The organism is Enterobacter sp. CPE_E863, from assembly GCF_046521465.1.
Taxonomy (GTDB): domain Bacteria; phylum Pseudomonadota; class Gammaproteobacteria; order Enterobacterales; family Enterobacteriaceae; genus Enterobacter; species Enterobacter adelaidei.
On sequence record NZ_JBKFZX010000001.1, the window covers coordinates 3,708,913 to 3,727,846 of the forward strand.

The 18,934-nt window shown below is 54.0% G+C and carries 17 protein-coding genes; 4 read left to right on the forward strand and 13 right to left on the reverse strand.

Annotation, left to right across the window (positions count from 1 at the left end; all coding sequences use genetic code 11):
* Positions 1–34: 34 nt before the first annotated feature.
* The 5 genes from lysS to xerD form a co-directional block, all read right to left on the reverse strand.
* Complete coding sequence (gene lysS, locus ACLHV8_RS18210) at positions 35–1,552, reverse strand: lysine--tRNA ligase (protein WP_028016946.1); 1,518 nt, start codon at positions 1,550–1,552, stop codon at positions 35–37.
* 9 nt (positions 1,553–1,561) lie between these two features.
* Positions 1,562–2,660 (reverse strand): peptide chain release factor 2 gene (prfB, locus tag ACLHV8_RS18215; RefSeq protein ID WP_096151315.1). Its coding sequence is split into 2 segments (ribosomal slippage): positions 1,562–2,584 and positions 2,586–2,660, totalling 1,098 coding nucleotides; the frame shifts between segments, so codons are not numbered across the junction.
* Positions 2,661–2,750: 90 nt separating this feature from the next.
* Positions 2,751–4,484 carry a single-stranded-DNA-specific exonuclease RecJ gene (gene recJ, locus ACLHV8_RS18220; RefSeq protein WP_134707910.1) on the reverse strand — a complete coding sequence of 578 codons (1,734 nt, stop codon included), beginning with the start codon at positions 4,482–4,484 and terminating at the stop codon, positions 2,751–2,753.
* Between the two features lie 5 nt (positions 4,485–4,489).
* Positions 4,490–5,203, reverse strand: a complete 714-nt coding sequence (gene dsbC / locus ACLHV8_RS18225) for a bifunctional protein-disulfide isomerase/oxidoreductase DsbC (protein WP_028016948.1) — start codon at positions 5,201–5,203, stop codon at positions 4,490–4,492.
* A gap of 28 nt (positions 5,204–5,231) precedes the next feature.
* Entirely contained in the window at positions 5,232–6,128 is an 897-nt protein-coding gene (xerD, locus tag ACLHV8_RS18230) for a site-specific tyrosine recombinase XerD (protein ID WP_024906583.1), read from the reverse strand.
* A 101-nt stretch (positions 6,129–6,229) separates the two neighbouring features.
* Between xerD and fldB the strand changes: the two genes are divergently transcribed.
* Positions 6,230–6,751 (forward strand): flavodoxin FldB, encoded by a 522-nt coding sequence (fldB, locus tag ACLHV8_RS18235; protein WP_028016950.1) that lies wholly within the window; start codon positions 6,230–6,232, stop codon positions 6,749–6,751.
* A 6-nt stretch (positions 6,752–6,757) separates the two neighbouring features.
* Here the strand turns inward: fldB and ACLHV8_RS18240 are convergent, their stop codons facing one another.
* Together ACLHV8_RS18240 and sdhE are read right to left on the reverse strand one after the other, a co-directional pair.
* A complete protein-coding gene (locus tag ACLHV8_RS18240) occupies positions 6,758–7,168 on the reverse strand; it encodes a protein YgfX (protein WP_028016951.1) in 411 nt (136 codons plus the stop codon).
* The gene (gene sdhE, locus ACLHV8_RS18245; RefSeq protein ID WP_010435322.1) at positions 7,149–7,415 is read right to left on the reverse strand and encodes an FAD assembly factor SdhE; all 267 of its coding nucleotides are present in this window, start codon (positions 7,413–7,415) and stop codon (positions 7,149–7,151) included. Before sdhE ends, ACLHV8_RS18240 begins: the two co-directional genes overlap by 20 nt.
* A gap of 294 nt (positions 7,416–7,709) precedes the next feature.
* Between sdhE and ygfZ the strand changes: the two genes are divergently transcribed.
* A complete protein-coding gene (gene ygfZ, locus ACLHV8_RS18250) occupies positions 7,710–8,690 on the forward strand; it encodes a tRNA-modifying protein YgfZ (protein WP_208594599.1) in 981 nt (326 codons plus the stop codon).
* Between the two features lie 84 nt (positions 8,691–8,774).
* On the opposite strand, the gene trhA is transcribed toward ygfZ, so the two are convergent.
* Positions 8,775–9,434 (reverse strand): PAQR family membrane homeostasis protein TrhA, encoded by a 660-nt coding sequence (gene trhA / locus ACLHV8_RS18255; RefSeq protein WP_028016953.1) that lies wholly within the window; start codon positions 9,432–9,434, stop codon positions 8,775–8,777.
* Between the two features lie 266 nt (positions 9,435–9,700).
* Between trhA and ACLHV8_RS18260 the strand changes: the two genes are divergently transcribed.
* Both ACLHV8_RS18260 and bglA read left to right on the forward strand, forming a co-directional pair.
* Positions 9,701–10,432, forward strand: coding sequence for a MurR/RpiR family transcriptional regulator (locus tag ACLHV8_RS18260; protein ID WP_028016954.1), 732 nt, complete (start codon positions 9,701–9,703; stop codon positions 10,430–10,432).
* Between the two features lie 116 nt (positions 10,433–10,548).
* Positions 10,549–11,982: a 6-phospho-beta-glucosidase BglA gene (gene bglA / locus ACLHV8_RS18265; RefSeq protein ID WP_208594600.1), complete on the forward strand. Its 1,434-nt coding sequence runs from the start codon at positions 10,549–10,551 to the stop codon at positions 11,980–11,982.
* Positions 11,983–12,014: 32 nt separating this feature from the next.
* Here the strand turns inward: bglA and ACLHV8_RS18270 are convergent, their stop codons facing one another.
* The 5 genes from ACLHV8_RS18270 to ubiI form a co-directional block, all read right to left on the reverse strand.
* Entirely contained in the window at positions 12,015–12,758 is a 744-nt protein-coding gene (locus tag ACLHV8_RS18270) for an SDR family oxidoreductase (RefSeq protein ID WP_208594598.1), read from the reverse strand.
* 70 nt (positions 12,759–12,828) lie between these two features.
* Positions 12,829–15,702, reverse strand: coding sequence for an aminomethyl-transferring glycine dehydrogenase (gcvP, locus tag ACLHV8_RS18275; protein ID WP_128347291.1), 2,874 nt, complete (start codon positions 15,700–15,702; stop codon positions 12,829–12,831).
* A 124-nt stretch (positions 15,703–15,826) separates the two neighbouring features.
* Positions 15,827–16,216, reverse strand: coding sequence for a glycine cleavage system protein GcvH (gene gcvH, locus ACLHV8_RS18280; protein ID WP_049004940.1), 390 nt, complete (start codon positions 16,214–16,216; stop codon positions 15,827–15,829).
* A gap of 23 nt (positions 16,217–16,239) precedes the next feature.
* Positions 16,240–17,334, reverse strand: coding sequence for a glycine cleavage system aminomethyltransferase GcvT (gene gcvT / locus ACLHV8_RS18285; RefSeq protein ID WP_049004941.1), 1,095 nt, complete (start codon positions 17,332–17,334; stop codon positions 16,240–16,242).
* Between the two features lie 397 nt (positions 17,335–17,731).
* Positions 17,732–18,934 (reverse strand): FAD-dependent 2-octaprenylphenol hydroxylase, encoded by a 1,203-nt coding sequence (gene ubiI, locus ACLHV8_RS18290; protein ID WP_208594597.1) that lies wholly within the window; start codon positions 18,932–18,934, stop codon positions 17,732–17,734.

Here is an 18,934-nt window from a genome sequence, read left to right on the forward strand (position 1 = left end):
GCCCCTTTCGGGGCTTTTTTTACATCTTAACGCCTTATTTCACCGGTCGCATCGCCGGGAACAGGATTACGTCACGGATGGTGTGGCTGTTAGTGAACAGCATCACCATACGGTCGATACCAATACCCAGACCTGCAGTTGGTGGCAGGCCGTGCTCCAGCGCAGTCACATAGTCTTCGTCGTAGAACATCGCTTCGTCATCGCCTGCCGCTTTCGCGTCAACCTGATCCTGGAAGCGCTGAGCCTGATCTTCCGCATCGTTCAGCTCGCTAAAGCCGTTGCCGATTTCACGGCCACCGATGAAGAACTCGAAACGGTCAGTGATTTCCGGGTTCACGTCATTACGACGCGCCAGCGGAGAAACTTCTGCCGGGTATTCGGTGATGAAGGTCGGCTGAATCAGGTGCGCTTCGGCCACTTCTTCGAAGATCTCGGTCACGATACGGCCCAGACCCCAGCTCTTCTCAACCTTGATACCGATGCTTTCAGCGATCGCTTTCGCAGAGTCGAAGTTATCCAGATCGGCCATGTTGGTTTCCGGACGGTATTTCTTGATCGCTTCGCGCATAGTCAGTTTTTCAAACGGCTTGCCGAAGTCGAACACTTCTTCACCGTAAGGGACCTGCGTGGTGCCCAGAATATCCTGTGCCAGGGTACGGAACAGAGATTCTGTCAGCTCGATCAGATCTTTGTAATCCGCATACGCCATATAGAGTTCCATCATGGTGAACTCTGGGTTATGACGAACGGAGATACCTTCGTTACGGAAGTTACGGTTGATTTCAAACACGCGGTCGAAACCACCCACCACCAGACGCTTCAGGTACAGTTCCGGCGCGATACGCAGGTACATGTCCAGGTCCAGGGCGTTGTGATGGGTGATGAACGGACGTGCAGACGCACCGCCAGGGATCACCTGCATCATTGGGGTTTCCACTTCCATAAAGTCGCGGTTAACCATGAACTGGCGGATACCGGCCATGATCCGGGAGCGAATTTTGAAGGTATTGCGGGATTCATCGTTAGAGATGAGATCCAGGTAACGCTGACGATAACGCGCTTCCTGATCCTGCAGGCCGTGGAATTTGTCCGGCAGCGGGCGCAGGGCTTTGGTCAGCAGACGCAGTTCGGTGCAGTGGATAGACAGTTCACCGGTCTTAGTTTTGAACAGTTTACCTTTCGCGCCCAGGATATCGCCCAGGTCCCATTTCTTGAACTGCTCGTTGTAGATGCCTTCTGGCAGATCGTCACGGGAAACGTACAACTGAATACGGCCGCCAACGTCCTGCAAGGTCACGAAAGAGGCTTTACCCATGATACGACGGGTCATCATACGGCCTGCCACTGACACTTCTACGTTCAGAGCTTCCAGCTCTTCGTTCTCTTTACCGTCGAAATCAGCGTGCAGTTGGTCTGAGGTATGGTCACGACGAAAATCGTTCGGGAACGGCACGCCCTGCTCACGCAGTGCTGCCAGCTTCTCGCGGCGGGTTTTCAGTTCGTTGTTAAGATCGACTACCGCGTCAGCGCCCTGTGCTTGTTGTTCAGACATGTTGGTTCCTCATAACCCTGCTTTCAAACTTGCTTCGATAAATTGGTCCAGGCTGCCATCCAGCACCGCCTGCGTGTTGCGGGTTTCAACCCCGGTACGCAAGTCTTTGATGCGGGAGTCATCGAGGACATAAGAACGGATCTGGCTGCCCCAACCGATGTCAGACTTGTTATCTTCCATCGCCTGTTTCTCAGCATTTTTCTTCTGCATTTCCAGTTCATAAAGCTTCGCTTTCATCTGCTTCATGGCCTGGTCTTTGTTTTTATGCTGGGAACGGTCATTCTGGCATTGCGTTACCAGCCCGGTTGGAATGTGGGTGATACGCACCGCAGATTCTGTACGGTTAACGTGCTGACCACCCGCGCCAGATGCGCGGTAAACGTCAATACGCAGGTCAGCCGGGTTAATTTCGATATCAATATCTTCGTCAACTTCCGGGTAAACGAATGCAGAACTAAAGGAGGTATGACGACGTCCACCGGAGTCGAACGGGCTCTTACGTACCAGGCGGTGAACGCCGGTTTCAGTACGCAACCAGCCGTAGGCGTAATCGCCAATAATTTTGATGGTCACGGATTTCAGACCCGCAACTTCACCTTCAGATTCTTCGATAATTTCGGTTTTGAAGCCGCGTGCTTCTGCCCAACGCAGATACATACGCGTCAGCATACTGGCCCAGTCCTGCGCTTCAGTACCGCCAGAACCGGCCTGAATATCGAGATAGCAGTCAGCGCTGTCATATTCGCCGGAGAACATGCGACGGAACTCAAGCTGCGCCAGCTTCTCTTCCAGAACGTCGAGTTCTGCCACGGCTTCGTTAAAGGTTTCTTCGTCGTCGGCTTCTACAGCCAGCTCCAGTAAACCGGAAACATCTTCCAGCCCCTGAGCCATTTGATCCAGCGTATCTACGATAGCTTCGAGAGAGGAACGCTCTTTACCCAGCGCCTGTGCGCGCTCAGGTTCGTTCCAGACGTCAGGCTGTTCCAGCTCGGCGTTTACTTCTTCAAGACGCTCTTTCTTGGCATCGTAGTCAAAGATACCCCCTAAGAACGTCAGAGCGCTCCGTGAGGTCCTGAATACGGTTTTTTACCGGATTAATTTCAAACATGGTCTGTTTTCTTTTATGGACTTGTCAAAATGCGGTGATAAGAGCGGGATTGTACCGAATCCACGCCCTTTTTTATAGAGATTACTGCCGCTAAATTGGCCAGATATTGTCGATGATGATCTGGAGGCTGCGGTTACCGCGAAACTCGTTGATGTCCAGTTTGTACGCCAGCTCAACCTCGCGCACGCCGTTGTCCGGCCATATCGCCGTGTCAACATTGAAGGCAATACCATCCAGCAACGGACCACCGCCCACGGGTTCAACCATCACTTTCAGATGGCGTTCGCCGACAATACGCTGTTGCAACAGACGGAAACGGCCGTCAAACAACGGCTCCGGGAACATCTGCCCCCATGGACCGGCATCGCGGAGCATTTGTGCCACATCCATCGTCATCTCAGCGGGGGCAAGCTCGCCATCAGATACTACTTCCCCTTGCAACAGGGCCGGGTCGATCCAGTCGGTCACCAGCTCGCCAAACAGACGCTGGAACTCATCGAATTTCGCCTCTTCCAGCGACAAGCCTGCCGCCATCGCGTGGCCACCAAACTTGATCATGAGATTCGGGTAAAGCGTATCAAGACGCTCCAGCGCATCGCGCATGTGCAGGCCCTGAATCGAACGACCGGAGCCTTTCAGCGTGCCGTCCCCTGCCGGGGCAAACGCGATCACCGGACGGTGGAAACGCTCTTTAATGCGCGACGCCAGAATGCCTACTACGCCCTGATGCCACTCGGGGTGATACATCGCCAGACCGCCAGGCAGCGTATCGCCACTCCGTTCAAGTTTTTCGCACAAGGTCAGCGCTTCTGCCTGCATTCCCTGCTCAATCTCTTTACGGGTCTGGTTCAGAGCGTCCAGTTCATTGGCAAGGACACGCGCTTCACCAATATTGTCGCAAAGCAGCAGTGCGACGCCGACGGACATATCGTCCAGCCTTCCGGCTGCGTTCAGACGCGGTCCGATGGCAAAGCCCAAATCACTGGCCGCCAGTTTGAGCGGGTCACGGTTGGCAATCTCCAGCAAGGCCTTAATTCCCGGACGGCATTTGCCCGCCCGAATGCGGCTTAAACCCTGCCAGGTCAAAATACGATTATTGGCATCAAGCGGCACCACGTCTGCAACTGTCCCCAGCGCCACCAGGTCGAGATACTCGGCCAGATTGGGTACGGCAATCCCGCGGGAGTCAAACCAGCCTTTGTCGCGCAACAGCGTACGCAGCGCCAGCATCAGATAAAACGCCACCCCTACACCCGCCAGTGATTTCGACGGGAAATCACAGTCGCGCAGGTTTGGGTTGATGATCGCTTCCGCTGCAGGGAGTGTGTCACCCGGCAGGTGGTGATCGGTGACCAGCACCGGGATCCCAAGCTTATGGGCATGATCGACACCCGCATGGGAGGAGATCCCATTGTCCACGGTCATGATCATCTGTGCACCGCGGGCATGGGCCTGATCGACCACTTCCGGGCTGAGGCCGTAGCCGTCTTCAAACCGGTTCGGCACAAGATAGGTCACGTTATTGCAACCCAGCGCGCGCAGGCTGAGTACACTTAATGCAGTGCTGGTTGCTCCGTCTGCATCGAAATCCCCCACCACCACGATTCGCGTTCCTTCCAGAAACGCGTTGTAGAGCATTTCCACGGCTTTTTCGATGCCATTCAGCTGTTGCCAGGGCAGCATCCCTTTCACGCTCCGCTCAAGATCTTCAGCGGTACGCACGCCACGGCTGGCGTAGAGCCGTTTCAGCAGTGGTGGAAGATCGTCTGGCAAATCAATCTGCTCGGCCACCTCGCGGCGGCGCAATTTTATTGGGGCTTTCACGCGGATTATTTACCACCAAACTGTTTCTGGTGCGCGTCGAGGAACTCTTTCATCTCTTTTGGTCCCTGGTAACCTGGAACAACATAGCCGTTGCTCAGGACAATCGCCGGCGTACCGCTCACGCCAAATTGCACGCCCAGTGCATAGTGGTTGGCAATGTCAATGTCGCAGGATGCAGGTGTAACAGCTTTACCGTTCATCGCATCATCAAACGCTTTGTTGCGGTCTTTTGCACACCAAATAGCTTTCATATCCTGCTCTGGCTGGCTCTGCACGCCTGCACGTGGGAAAGCCAGGTAACGCACGGTAATGCCCAGCGCGTTGTAGTCTTTCATCTCTTCATGCAGTTTGTGGCAGTAGCCACAGGTGATGTCAGTGAAGACGGTAATAACATGTTTTTCCTGCGCCGCTTTGTAGACAATCATCTCTTTTTCGAGCGCGTTCAGGTTTTTCATCAGCAGCTGGTTGGTGACGTTTACCGGCTGCGCGCCGCTCACATCGTACATTGGCCCCTGAATAATGTGTTTGCCGTCTTCGGTGACATACAGCACGCCGCTGCTCGTCAGCACCGTTTTCATGCCAGCAACCGGTGCTGGCTGAATATCGCTACCCGTGACGCCAAGCTTAGCCAGCGACTGTTTGATTGCGGCGTCATCCGCATGGGCGAAACCGGTAAATGAGGCTGCCAGCAGGGTGAACAGCGCAAAAGACTTTTTCATATTTGATCCTGTTACAATTCGTCGGCACTCACGCACGAGGGTGGTGCTGTTGGTGTAGCTGCCGCAGGCGTTCCGTCGCGACATGAGTATAAATTTGCGTCGTGGAAAGGTCGCTATGCCCCAGCAACATCTGCACCACGCGTAAATCAGCGCCGTGGTTTAACAGATGCGTCGCGAAAGCATGACGCAATACGTGCGGCGAAAGCTTTTCACTGTCGATACCCGCCAGTGTGGCGTAATGCTTGATGCGATGCCAGAACGTTTGCCGTGTCATCTGCTGCGCGCGCTGGCTCGGGAACAGAACATCGATAGAAGCACCATTGAGCAACCACGGACGGCCGTGCTCCAGGTACGTTTCCAGCCAGTAAACCGCCTCTTCTCCCAGCGGTACCAGCCTTTCCTTGTTTCCTTTACCGATTACACGAACCACACCCTGACGCAGGCTGATGTCGCTCATCGTCAGACCAACCAGTTCAGAAACGCGCAAGCCGGTAGCATACAATAGCTCAAGCATGGCTTTATCGCGTAACTCCAGCGGCAGGTCAACTGCGGGTGACTGTAATAATCTCTCAACTTGTGCTTCGCTAAGATCTTTCGGCAGCCGCTGCGGAAGTTTCGGGGATGCCAGCAGCGCGCTGGGATCGTCTTCGCGAATTTTCTCACGATAGAGGTGCTGGAACAGACGACGCATGGCGCTGAGCAAGCGCGCAGAGCTGGTCGCTTTGTATCCCCCTTCCACGCGTTCACCGAGCAGTGCCTGAAGGTCGTCGCTTTGCGCGCTCGCCAGCGAGAGCTGCCGACGGGCCAGCCACTCAACCAGCATGGTGAGATCGCGCCGGTACGCACTGAGCGTATTCTCAGCCAGGTTTTTCTCCAGCCACAGCGCGTCGAGAAACTGTTCGATCAGTGCGAGATCCTTTTCCACATCAGCCCCTTTGATTCTGCAGTCAGGCCATTATGCCTGATTGCTACAGGTTTCTGGTACACTACGCGCAAAGTCAAAGCAAGAATTGAGATAGTTACGCGATGAATATTGGTCTGTTCTATGGTTCCAGCACCTGCTACACCGAAATGGCGGCAGAGAAAATTCGCGACATCATTGGCCCGGAACTGGTGACGTTGCATAACCTGAAAGATGACGCACTCACGCTGATGGAGCAGTACGACGTGTTGATCCTCGGTATCCCAACCTGGGATTTCGGTGAGATACAGGAAGACTGGGAAGCTATCTGGGACCAGCTTGATACGCTCAACCTCAGCGGCAAAATTATCGCCATGTACGGCATGGGTGATCAATTAGGTTACGGAGAATGGTTCCTGGATGCACTCGGTATGCTGCACGATAAACTGGTACCGAAAGGCGTTACGTTTATCGGCTACTGGCCAACCGAAGGGTATGAGTTCACCAGTAAAAAGCCGATTATTGCCGATGGCGAGCTGTTTGTTGGACTCGCACTGGATGAAACCAACCAGTACGATCTCAGCGATGATCGCCTGCAAACGTGGTGCGAGCAGATTCTGGGCGAAATGGCAGAACAGTTTAGCTAACGCACTTTACTCCTGCGTCGACTGTTGCAATAACATCCGGCGCAGGTCTCGCCACTCTGAAGCATCCATACTGTCAGCCGCCAACCACAGATGCTGACAACGCCCACCGTCCACATTGCGTAACCGTAACATCATGCCGGAGTTGAGCATCCAGGGCATCCCGAGAATATCCCACTCTTTACCCTGCCAGCGCAGGCGGGAATCCATCAGGAGTTTAATTTCTCCCTGACGGGCATTAATGCGACGCTGGCTGCGTACGCTGTCAAAAACGACAAATGACAGTAACAGCAGCCACAGAGGCGTATAGCTCAACGGCCATGGCATCAGTAATACAATGGCCGCAACCAGGCCGTGGAGCAATAAAGACATCCACTGAGAACGCCACGAGACGCGAAGATCAGATTGCCACAGGACCACGTTCCCGATTCCGTGTTTGAATTAATTGCACCATCCGTTGCAACTCGGTGTCGGCGGGTTTGCCGTGGTTCATCAGCCAGTTGAATAAATCTGGATCGTCAGACTCAAGCAGGCGAACAAACAGACGCTTATCATCATCGCTTAAGCTGTCATACTCATATTCGAAGAAAGGCATGATGGAAATATCAAGTTCACGCATGCCGCGACGGCATGCCCAGTGAATACGGGCCTTGTTGTTAATATCCATGTTCTGTTTCCTGCATTACGTTTGGCACAGTCGGTACCCCGTTCAGTGTTCTTGATTTCGCTACGGGGACACCAGCTAGTGTAACGTGTTTTTGACCGTTTCTTTACTGGAATCTTGCGATCTACAAGCAGGCTTCCAGAATAAACCCCACGAAGACAGCGGATTACACTATTTTGCGTGGCGTTACGCAGAACCGGTTTATGGCACAAATGGTCTGCTGAAAGCGCTTGCATTGCCAGCAGGCTCTTTTACCATTAGGCATTATTAAAGCGTTAAGCAATTCAGGATATCGTTATGGCATTTACACCATTTTCTCCTCGCCAGCCCGCCGCCTCTGCGCGTCTGCCGCTGACGCTTATTTCTCTTGATGACTGGGCGCTGGCAACACTCACCGGAGCCGATGCCGAAAAATACCTGCAGGGTCAGGTGACCGCCGATGTCAGCCAGATGACTGAACACCAGCACCTGCTGGCCGCACATTGCGACCCTAAAGGCAAAATGTGGAGTAACCTGCGTCTCTTCCGCCGTCAGGGCGGCTTTGCCTTTATTGAGCGCCGTAGCCTGCAAGACGCCCAACTCAAAGAGCTGAAAAAGTACGCCGTCTTTTCCAAAGTCACGATTGCCCCGGACGACGAACATATCCTGCTGGGTGTGGCGGGTTTTCAGGCGCGTGCCGCGCTGAAAAATCTGTTCAGCGAATTGCCCGATGCCGAAAAACAGGTAGTCAGCGAAGGTGCTAGCTCTATCCTGTGGTTCGAACACCCGGAGGAGCGTTTCCTGTTAGTGACGGATGTCGCCACAGCAGAGCGCGTGACCGAGGCGCTACGCGGTGAGGCCCAGTTCAACAACAGTCAGCAGTGGTTGGCACTGAACATTGAAGCAGGTCTGCCGGTGATTGACGCAGCAAACAGCGCGCAGTTTATTCCTCAGGCAACCAACCTCCAGGCTCTGGGTGGTATCAGCTTTAAGAAAGGCTGTTACACCGGCCAGGAGATGGTGGCTCGTGCAAAATTCCGCGGGGCAAACAAACGTGCGCTGTGGACACTCGCGGGTCATGCCAGCCGTGTACCTGAAGCGGGCGAAGATTTAGAGCTGAAGATGGGTGATAACTGGCGCCGCACCGGCACCGTGTTAGCAGCCGTACAGCTGGAAGATGGCCGTCTTCTGGTTCAGGCCGTTATGAATAATGACATGGAAGCCAATAGCGTGTTCCGCGTGCGTGACGATGCCAATACATTGAGTATTGAACCACTACCGTATTCGCTGGAAGAGTAATTCTGTATCGCCCGGTAGCGCTGCGCTTACCGGGCCTACAGATCCCGTAGGTCGGGTAAGGCGCCGCCGCCACCCGACTAAAAACTACACCTGCCCCACGTACAAATAAATCGCCAGGAAGTGACACACGCTGCCGCCCAGTACAAAACCGTGCCAGATAGCGTGGTTGTAAGGGATACGCTTGCAAACGTAGAAAATCACGCCCAGCGAATAAACCACCCCGCCAACAGCCAGCAATGTTACCCCACCCGCCGCCAGTTTGATTGCCAACTGATAAACCACAATCAGCGACAGCCAGCCCATCGTCAAATAGGTCACCAGTGACAATATCTTAAACCGGTGGGCAATCGTCAGCTTAAACAGGATCCCCAGCAGTGCCAGGCTCCAGATAACAATCATCAGGCCGCGGGCGAGCGGTGAATCGAGCCCCACCAGCAGAAAAGGCGTATAGGTACCGGCAATAAGAAGATAGATGGCACAGTGGTCAAATTTCTTAAGCCACATCTTGGCCCGTTGATGCGGAATTGCGTGATACAGCGTAGAAGCCAGAAACAGCAGGATCATACTCCCGCCATACAGGCTATAGCTGGTAATGGCCATCGCGCTGGCATTGGTGTCTACCGCCTGCACCAGCAATAATACTAAACCGACAATCCCAAACACCAGGCCAATGCCGTGGCTGATGCTGTTGGCTATTTCCTCAGCCAGCGAATATCCCTGTGCGATTAATGGTCTGCTCGCCATACAAAACTCCGGGAAAACAAAAGATGATTATTCATCGCAAGACTATGCTAACTGAGAATGATTCCAGTGAACACCTGTTAGCTAAAATATTTTCATCATGATTTTTTGTATATAAAAATCATATACATAAATAATCTATTCACCTAACATTTGTTCACATAAAAATTTAATCATTATGAATCAATAGCATAAAATTGGATCCTGCAATCTGGCTGCATGTTATGATGGACGGATGAGGTCTGAATGAGAGTTTTGCCATTGTGACTATGTTCACCCACACCGCCATTGCCAGTCTCAATAATCTGGAGATGATGGTCTACAACTATGTCATTAAAAATCGTGACAAAGTCATGTACATGACCATCCGCGAGCTGGCGGACGCGGCTGGTGTCTCAACCACTACGATCCTGCGCTTTTGCCGCAAGCTCAACTGCGAAGGTTATTCTGAATTTCGCGTACGCTTCAAACTCTATCTGGAGCAAAACGAGCCCCAGCAGGCAAACTTCGGTACCAGCGAAATTATCAGCTTCTTTAAAAGCGTGAATAATGAAGAGTTCGATGCGTTATTAGATAACGCGGTAGATATTATTTTGTCTTCTGAGCGAATTATATTTGTCGGCGCGGGTACGTCAGGCTCTCTGGCAAAATATGGTGCACGTTTCTTTTCAAATATTGGTAAATTCAGCAACCATATCGACGATCCTTATTTCCCGGTCACCAATGATATGGCTAAAAATGCGCTGGCGATTGTGCTTTCTGTCTCCGGTGAGACTGAGGAGATCCTGCGTTTCGCCAGCCAGTTCAGCCTGCATCACTGCAAGGTGCTCTCCATTACCAGCCACGAACACTCGCGTCTGGCAAAACTGGCAGACTTTAATCTCTCATGGCATGTCCCCCAGACGCGTATTGGGGGCGTTTATGATATCACCACGCAAATCCCCGTTATCTATATTCTGGAATCTCTCGGCCGCAAACTGGCGAAGAAATTGACAGAATAAAACACCCTGTTTTTTTGATGTGACAAATCACATTTCACACAAATTGTTATATCGTGACATTTAATTTCACTTTGCTAGACTCGAAATCAATAAGCCATATATTGAGAATAGTAATGATGAAAAAATTGACCTTACCAAAAGATTTTTTATGGGGTGGCGCAGTTGCCGCTCACCAGGTTGAAGGCGGCTGGAACAAAGGCGGTAAAGGGCCAAGCATCTGCGACGTATTGACCGGTGGCGCACACGGCGTTCCGCGAGAAATCACCCGGGAAGTGGTGCCGGGTAAATACTACCCAAACCATGAAGCGATTGATTTCCACGGTCACTACAAAGAAGACATCAAGCTGTTTGCGGAAATGGGCTTCAAGTGCTTTCGTACCTCTATCGCCTGGACGCGCATCTTCCCGAAAGGGGATGAGACACAGCCAAACGAAGAAGGACTGAAGTTCTACGACGACATGTTCGACGAGCTGCTCAAATACAACATCGAGCCGGTCATCACCCTCTCCCACTTCGAAATGCCGCTGCATCTGGTTCAGGAGTATGGCAGCTGGACTAACCGTAAAGTGGTCGATTTCTTTGTGCACTTCGCGGAAGTGGTATTTGAGCGCTACAAAAACAAGGTCAAATACTGGATGACCTTTAACGAAATCAACAACCAGCGCAACTGGCGCGCGCCGCTGTTCGGCTACTGCTGCTCTGGGGTGGTCTATACCGAGCACGACAACCCGGAAGAAACCATGTATCAGGTGCTGCACCACCAGTTCGTGGCCAGCGCTCTGGCGGTAAAAGCCGCCCGTCGTATTAACCCAGAGATGAAAGTCGGCTGCATGCTGGCGATGGTTGCACTCTATCCATTCTCCTGCAAACCAGAAGATGTGATGTTTGCTCAGGAATCCATGCGCGAGCGCTATGTCTTTACCGACGTCCAGCTGCGTGGTTACTACCCATCTTATGTGCTGAACGAGTGGGAACGCCGTGGTTTCTCCATCAAAATGGAAGCGGGTGACGAACAGATCCTGCGTGAAGGAACCTGTGACTATTTAGGTTTCAGCTATTACATGACCAACGCTGTGAAAGCAGAAGGCGGCACCGGTGATGCCATTTCCGGCTTTGAGGGCAGCGTACCGAACCCACATGTGAAAGCGTCTGACTGGGGCTGGCAGATTGATCCGGTTGGCCTGCGCTATTCCCTGTGTGAGCTGTACGAGCGTTATCAGAAACCGCTGTTTATCGTAGAAAACGGTTTCGGTGCATACGACAAAGTAGAAGAAGACGGCAGCATCAACGACGACTATCGCATCGACTATTTGCGTGCTCACGTGGAAGAAATGATGAAGGCGGTCACGCACGATGGTGTGGATCTTATGGGGTATACCCCGTGGGGCTGCATCGACTGCGTGTCGTTCACCACCGGCCAGTACAGCAAGCGCTACGGCTTTATCTATGTGAACAAACACGACGACGGTACTGGCGACATGTCGCGTTCCCGTAAGAAAAGCTTCGAGTGGTATAAAGGCGTGATTGCCAGCAACGGCGAGGCGCTGTAATTTTTTCCGGGTGGCATGACGCTACCCGGCATTTATTTCCCGCCAGCCAGCTCTATAAAACTGCCCGTGACGTACGACGCCTTCTCGCTCAGCAGCCAGACTATCGCCTGGGCCACCTCTTCCGGCTGGCCGCCGCGCTGCATCGGTAGCATCGACTTAACCCGGTCTACGCGCCCCGGTTCACCGCCCGATGCATGAATATCGGTATAGATCAGACCCGGACGCACGCAGTTGACGCGAATGCCCTGTGCCGCCACCTCCAGCGATAGCCCGGTTGTCAGCGAATCCACCGCCCCCTTGGACGCGGCATAATCCACATATTCACCCGGCGCGCCCAGGCGCGACGCCGCGGAAGAGACATTCACGATCGCCCCACCCTTGCCGCCATGTTTGAAGGACATGCGCTTCACCGCTTCCCGGCAGCAGAGGAAGTAGCCCGTGACGTTGGTCGCCAGGACGCGGTTAATGCGCTCCGCGGAGAGATTCTCGATAGTGGATTGCTCAAACAAAATGCCCGCATTATTGACCAGCGCAGTAAGCGGCTCACCTTCACGATCGAGGCTGTCAAACATCCTCAGCACCTGAGCTTCATCGCTGATATCTGCGCGGACGGCAAAGGCTTTACCACCCGCTTCAACGATCTGCCTGATGACGTCCGTCGCGGCTTTAATGTTGTGCTGATAATTCACCGCCACGGTATAGCCTTCGCGTGCCAGTTGCAGCGCGGTGGCTTTCCCGATGCCGCGGCTGGCGCCTGTTACAAGTGCAATGCTCATACGCTTCTCCCAATAAAAAAGCCGGGTGGCGGCTACGCCTTACCCGGCCTGGGTTACTACACCAACAATATTACTGGTATTCGCTCATCGGCACGCAGGAGCAGAACAGGTTGCGGTCGCCGTACACGTCATCAAGACGCTTCACGGTCGGCCAGTATTTGTTTGCCACACCTGCCGGGAAGACCGCCAGTTCGCGGGAATAACCGTGGTTCCACTCTGCCACCATCTCATGCTGGGTGTGCGGTGCGTTAACCAGCGGGTTATCTTCCAGCGTCCACTCGCCGTCCAGCACGCGATCGATCTCCATGCGGATCGCCAGCATCGCATCAATAAAGCGGTCCAGCTCGGCTTTGCTTTCGGACTCCGTTGGCTCCACCATCAGCGTACCCGCTACCGGGAACGACATAGTCGGGGCGTGGAATCCGTAGTCGATCAGACGCTTGGCGATATCCAGTTCGCTGATGCCGCTCTGCTCTTTCAGTGGACGAATATCCAGAATGCACTCGTGCGCCACGCGACCATCACGGCCGGTATAGAGCACCGGGAAAGCAGACTTCAGACGAGTCGCAATATAGTTGGCGTTCAGGATCGCCACCTGGCTTGCCTGCTTCAGCCCTTCTGCACCCATCATGCGGATGTACATCCAGCTGATTGGCAGAATAGAGGCGCTACCAAACGGTGCCGCAGAGACCGCGCCCTGACGGGTGAGCATCCCCTCGATTTGCACGACGCTGTGACCCGGAACAAACGGTGCCAGGTGCGCTTTTACGCCAATTGGCCCCATACCCGGGCCGCCACCGCCGTGCGGAATGCAGAAAGTTTTATGCAGGTTCAGGTGCGACACATCCGCGCCGATAAAGCCCGGAGAGGTAATGCCAACCTGGGCGTTCATGTTCGCGCCGTCGAGGTAAACCTGGCCGCCAAACTGATGCACTACTTCGCACACTTCACGGATTGTCTCTTCATACACACCGTGAGTAGACGGGTAGGTCACCATGATGCAGGAGAGCTTGTCGCCAGCCTGTTCGGCTTTTGCACGCAGGTCGGCGAGGTCAATGTTACCGTTCTTATCGCAAGCCACCACCACCACTTCCATCCCCGCCATCTGGGCAGAGGCCGGGTTGGTACCGTGTGCGGAGCTTGGGATCAGGCAGATATCACGATGCCCTTCGTTACGGCTTTCGTGATAATGACGAATCGCCAGCAGACCGGCATATTCACCCTGTGCACCGGAGTTTGGCTGCATGCAGAGCGCGTCATACCCCGTCAACTTCACCAGCCAGTCGGAAAGCTGATTGATCATCAGGTGATAACCTTCCGCCTGCTCAGGTGGGCAGAACGGGTGCAGTTCAGAGAACTCAGGCCAGGTGATAGGGATCATCTCAGCAGCGGCGTTCAACTTCATGGTGCAAGAGCCCAGAGGGATCATCGCCTGATTCAGCGCCAGATCTTTACGCTCCAGAGAGTGCATATAGCGCATCATCTCGGTTTCGCTGTGATAGCGATTGAAGACCGGATGCGTCAGGATCGCATCATCACGCAGCATGCTTTGCTGGATAGAACGGCTGTCGAGGGCAACCTCTTTATCGAGCGTATCAATGTCCAGGCCGTGTGCATCACCCAGCAACACGTTAAACAGGTTCAGGATATCGTCGCGGGTGGTGCTTTCATCCAGCGTAATACCGACCGCATTGTGAATATCGCTGCGCAGGTTGATCTCCGCGGCATCCGCACGCGCCAGTACTGCTGCTTTGTCTGCCACTTCAACACACAGCGTGTCAAAGTAATGGGCATGACGCAGCTTGAGGCCTTTCTGTTGCAGGCCGCAGGCCAGAATATCCGCCAGGCGGTGAATACGGCTGGCAATACGTTTTAGGCCAACCGGACCGTGGAAGACCGCGTACAGGCTGGCGATGTTGGCCAGCAGAACCTGCGAGGTACAAATGTTGGAGTTCGCTTTCTCGCGGCGGATATGCTGCTCACGAGTCTGCATCGCCATGCGCAGCGCAGTGTTACCGGCAGCGTCTTTTGAGACCCCGATAATACGGCCCGGCATGGAGCGTTTGAATTCATCTTTTGCAGCGAAGAACGCCGCGTGTGGGCCACCGTAGCCCATCGGCACACCGAAGCGCTGTGCAGAGCCGAAGACAATATCCGCGCCCTGTTTGCCCGGCGCAGTCAGCAATACCAGCGCCATAAAATCAGCGGCGACGCTGACCACTACCTTGCGGGATTTTAGCTCGGCAATCAGTGCGTTGTAGTCGTGAACTTCACCGGTGGTGCCTACCTGCTGCAGCAGCACGCCGAAGACGTCCTGATGATCCAGCACTTTGTCTGCATCGTCGACAATCACGTCAAAACCGAAGGTTTCCGCACGGGTGCGAACAACGTCCAGGGTTTGCGGATGAACATCGGCGGCCACGAAGAAGCGGTTCGCATTTTTCAGCTTGCTTACGCGTTTGGCCATTGCCATGGCTTCTGCCGCGGCAGTCGCTTCATCCAGCAGAGACGCGGAAGCGATATCCAGGCCAGTCAGATCCAGCGTTACCTGCTGGAAATTCAGCAGCGCTTCCAGACGACCCTGAGACACTTCTGGCTGATAAGGTGTATAAGCGGTGTACCAGCCTGGATTTTCCAGCATATTGCGCAGGATAACCGGCGGTAACTGCACGTTGGTGTAGCCCATGCCAATGTAAGACTTGTAGCGCTTGTTCAGGCCGGCAATGGCCTTCAGCTCCGCCAGTGCGGCGAACTCCGTAGTGGCTTCCCCCACCTGAGGCGGCGTGGCAAGCTGGATATCTTTTGGCACAATCTGGCCGATCAGTGCGTTTAATGAATCCGCGCCAACTGTCTTCAGCATCTCCTGCTGTTGCTGAGCATCCGGCCCAATGTGACGTTCAATGAAGGCGCCACGGTTTTCAAGCTGGCTTAAAGTCTGTGTCATGAGCGATGGTTCCTGAAACGTGCAGTGAATTTAAGTTCCCTCTCCCATGGGGAGAGGGTTAGGGTGAGGGGAAGATGAGCACCCTCACCCCTGCCCTCTCCCTGTGGGAGAGGGGGATTAACAATTACTCGTCTTCTAGCAGTGCTTCGTACGCGGTCGCATCCAGCAGTGCAGCAACTTCCGCTTCGTCGCTGGCTTTGATCTTAAAGATCCAGCCTTCGCCGTAAGGCTCGCTGTTGACCAACTCCGGGGAGTCGCTCAGCGCGTCGTTGACGGCAACGATTTCGCCGCTCACAGGGGCGTAGATGTCAGATGCCGCTTTTACGGACTCCGCCACAGCGCAGTCATCGCCTGCGCCTACGGTCGTGCCCACTTCTGGCAAATCAACAAACACCATGTCGCCCAGCAGCTCTTGTGCGTGCTCGGTGATCCCTACGGTGTAAGTGCCGTCCGCCTCTTTGCGCAGCCATTCGTGTTCTTTGCTGTATTTCAGTTCTGCTGGCACATTGCTCATTGAATTTCTCCTGATAAAAATGATTAGGCGACCGGCTTACCGGCGCGAACAAAAATCGGTTTGGTCACGTTGACCGGCATTTCACGGTTGCGGATTTGCACCACCGCCGTTTCGCCAATGCCTGCCGGCACGCGTGCCAGTGCAATACTGTAGCCCAGCGTTGGGGAGAAGGTACCGCTGGTGATCACGCCTTCACGCGGATTGCCATCAGCATCGGTAAAACGCACCGGCAGTTCACCGCGCAGTACGCCTTTCTCGGTCATCACCAGACCCACCAGTTGTTCAGTACCCTTCTCACGCTGAATTTCCAGCGCTTCACGGCCAATAAATTCACGGTCAGCAGGTTCCCATGCGATGGTCCAGCCCATATTGGCCGCCAGCGGAGAGACACCTTCATCCATCTCCTGACCGTAGAGGTTCATACCCGCTTCCAGACGCAACGTATCACGTGCGCCCAGACCCGCTGGCTTCACACCGGCTTCCACCAGCGCACGCCAGAAATCTGCGGCTTTCTCATTTGGCATCGCAATTTCGTAACCCGCTTCACCGGTATAGCCAGTGGTAGCGATAAACAAATCACCTGCCTGCACGCCAAAGAACGGCTTCATGCCTTCAGTCGCTTTACGCTGCTCGTCGCTGAACAGAGATGCGGCTTTCGCCTGGGCGTTTGGGCCCTGTACGGCAATCAACGACAGATCGTCACGAACGGTGATGTCGATGGCATAAGGTTCAGCGTGTTGGGTAATCCAGGAGAGGTCTTTTTCGCGGGTAGCGGAGTTAACAACGAGGCGGAAGAAATCTTCTGTGAAGTAATAGACGATGAGGTCGTCAATCACGCCGCCGGAGGCATTTAGCATGCCGGTATAGAGCGCTTTACCCGGCGTCTTGAGTTTGGCGACGTCGTTTGCCAGCAGATAACGCAAAAACTCCCGGGTGCGGCTACCGCGCAGATCGACAATCGTCATGTGGGACACGTCGAACATACCGGCATCGGTGCGCACCGCGTGGTGCTCATCAATCTGCGAGCCGTAGTGCAGCGGCATCATCCAGCCATGGAAGTCCACCATGCGGGCGCCGCATAACACGTGTTGTTCGTACAAAGGAGTCTGTTGAGCCATCTTGTCCTCGTTGAAAAATTCACCGTGAAACCCGGTATCAGCCTCGTTTTCAGGGGCCGACGCAAACGTTCTCTTTTACCTGAACTTACCACCGAAACCGGCGATTAACCATAAGGTAAAATGGGTCATCACATTAGCTTATGACCAAAAAACGCTGAAAAGCCTACAGAGTTATTCACTGGAAAAATGCGATTAACCCCGCACAAAATTAACAATGATCTAACAGGATTTAGCACATGGTGATATTTCCTGCGGAAATATGGGCCAAATTTCCGTAACATAAAATCAGCAAGATTAGATTATCTAATGCGAAAAATGAGGTGAAATTAGAATATTTCAAACGAGGGAATTTCCCCGGCACAGAGGCCGGGAAAATAAAATGTGACGGGGTTCTAAATTAGCGCAGCCAGTCCGGTAGGTCGTTAAGACCCATCGCCTGACGAAGAAGCTGAGGTTTAACGCCGGGAAGCGTATCAGCGAGCTTGAGGCCGATGTCGCGTAGCAGTTTTTTCGCCGGATTGGCACCGGCAAACAACTCACGGAAACCCTGCATGCCCGCCAGCATCATTGCCGCGCTGTGCTTGCGGCTACGCTCATAGCGACGCAGATACAGATGCTGACCAATGTCTTTCCCTTCACGATGCAGACGACGCAGTTCTTCAACCAGCTCTGCCGCATCCATAAAGCCAAGGTTAACGCCCTGCCCGGCCAGCGGATGAATTGTGTGTGCCGCATCCCCCACCAGCGCCAGACGGTGAGCCGCAAACTGACGCGCGTAGCGTCCGGTTAACGGAAACACCAGACGCTCGCTCTCAAGCGTGCATAACCCAAGACGGTTATCAAACGCCATACGCAGTGCCTGGTTGAACGCATCTGGCGTGGCCTCCTGCATCAGCTGCGCTTTTTCTGGCACCAGGGACCAGACAATCGAGCACAGATGCGGATCGCTTAACGGCAGGAAGGCCAGAATGCCGTCATTGTGGAAGATCTGACGCGCGACACCGCCGTGCGGCTCTTCAGTGCGGATTGTCGCCACCAGAGCATGATGACGATAATCCCAGAACGTCAGCGGAATATCGGCTTTATTACGCAGCCAGGAGTTCGCACCATCAGCGCCAACGACCAGACGTGCAGTCAACATGTCGCCGCTTTGCAGGGTAATAAACGCCTCGTTTTCACCCCACGCGACCTGCTGGATTTGTGCAGGTGCCATAAGGGTAACATCGTTACATGACTGCGCTTTTTGCCACAGCGCATGATGGATAACGGCATTCTCGATGATGTGACCGAGATGGCTATAGCCCATACTTTCGTCATCAAAAGCGATATGACCAAAGCTGTCTTTATCCCATACTTCCATGCCGTGATAGCAACTGACACGCTGCGCCACGATATCTGACCAGACACCAAGGCGCGTCAGCAGCTTTTCGCTGGCCGCATTAATTGCCGAGACGCGGAGTTCCGGCGGCGCATCCTGTGCGACACGCTGGGGCTGCTTTTGCTCCAGCACGGCCACGCGCAGGCCGCTGCCCTGTAAACCACAGGCCAGCGCCAGTCCAACCATTCCGCCGCCAACGATGGCGACATCAACATTTTGCAC

Bases quoted from the DNA above. Each gene is read 5' to 3' on its own strand.
- lysS (WP_028016946.1), bottom strand. From the start codon at position 1,552: ATGTCTGAACAACAAGCACAGGGCGCTGACGCGGTAGTCGATCTTAAC.
- dsbC (WP_028016948.1), bottom strand. From the start codon at position 5,203: ATGAAAAAGTCTTTTGCGCTGTTCACCCTGCTGGCAGCCTCATTTACC.
- fldB (WP_028016950.1), top strand. From the start codon at position 6,230: ATGAATATTGGTCTGTTCTATGGTTCCAGCACCTGCTACACCGAAATG.
- sdhE (WP_010435322.1), bottom strand. From the start codon at position 7,415: ATGGATATTAACAACAAGGCCCGTATTCACTGGGCATGCCGTCGCGGC.
- ygfZ (WP_208594599.1), top strand. From the start codon at position 7,710: ATGGCATTTACACCATTTTCTCCTCGCCAGCCCGCCGCCTCTGCGCGT.
- trhA (WP_028016953.1), bottom strand. From the start codon at position 9,434: ATGGCGAGCAGACCATTAATCGCACAGGGATATTCGCTGGCTGAGGAA.
- ACLHV8_RS18260 (WP_028016954.1), top strand. From the start codon at position 9,701: ATGTTCACCCACACCGCCATTGCCAGTCTCAATAATCTGGAGATGATG.
- bglA (WP_208594600.1), top strand. From the start codon at position 10,549: ATGAAAAAATTGACCTTACCAAAAGATTTTTTATGGGGTGGCGCAGTT.
- ACLHV8_RS18270 (WP_208594598.1), bottom strand. From the start codon at position 12,758: ATGAGCATTGCACTTGTAACAGGCGCCAGCCGCGGCATCGGGAAAGCC.
- gcvP (WP_128347291.1), bottom strand. From the start codon at position 15,702: ATGACACAGACTTTAAGCCAGCTTGAAAACCGTGGCGCCTTCATTGAA.
- gcvH (WP_049004940.1), bottom strand. From the start codon at position 16,216: ATGAGCAATGTGCCAGCAGAACTGAAATACAGCAAAGAACACGAATGG.
- gcvT (WP_049004941.1), bottom strand. From the start codon at position 17,334: ATGGCTCAACAGACTCCTTTGTACGAACAACACGTGTTATGCGGCGCC.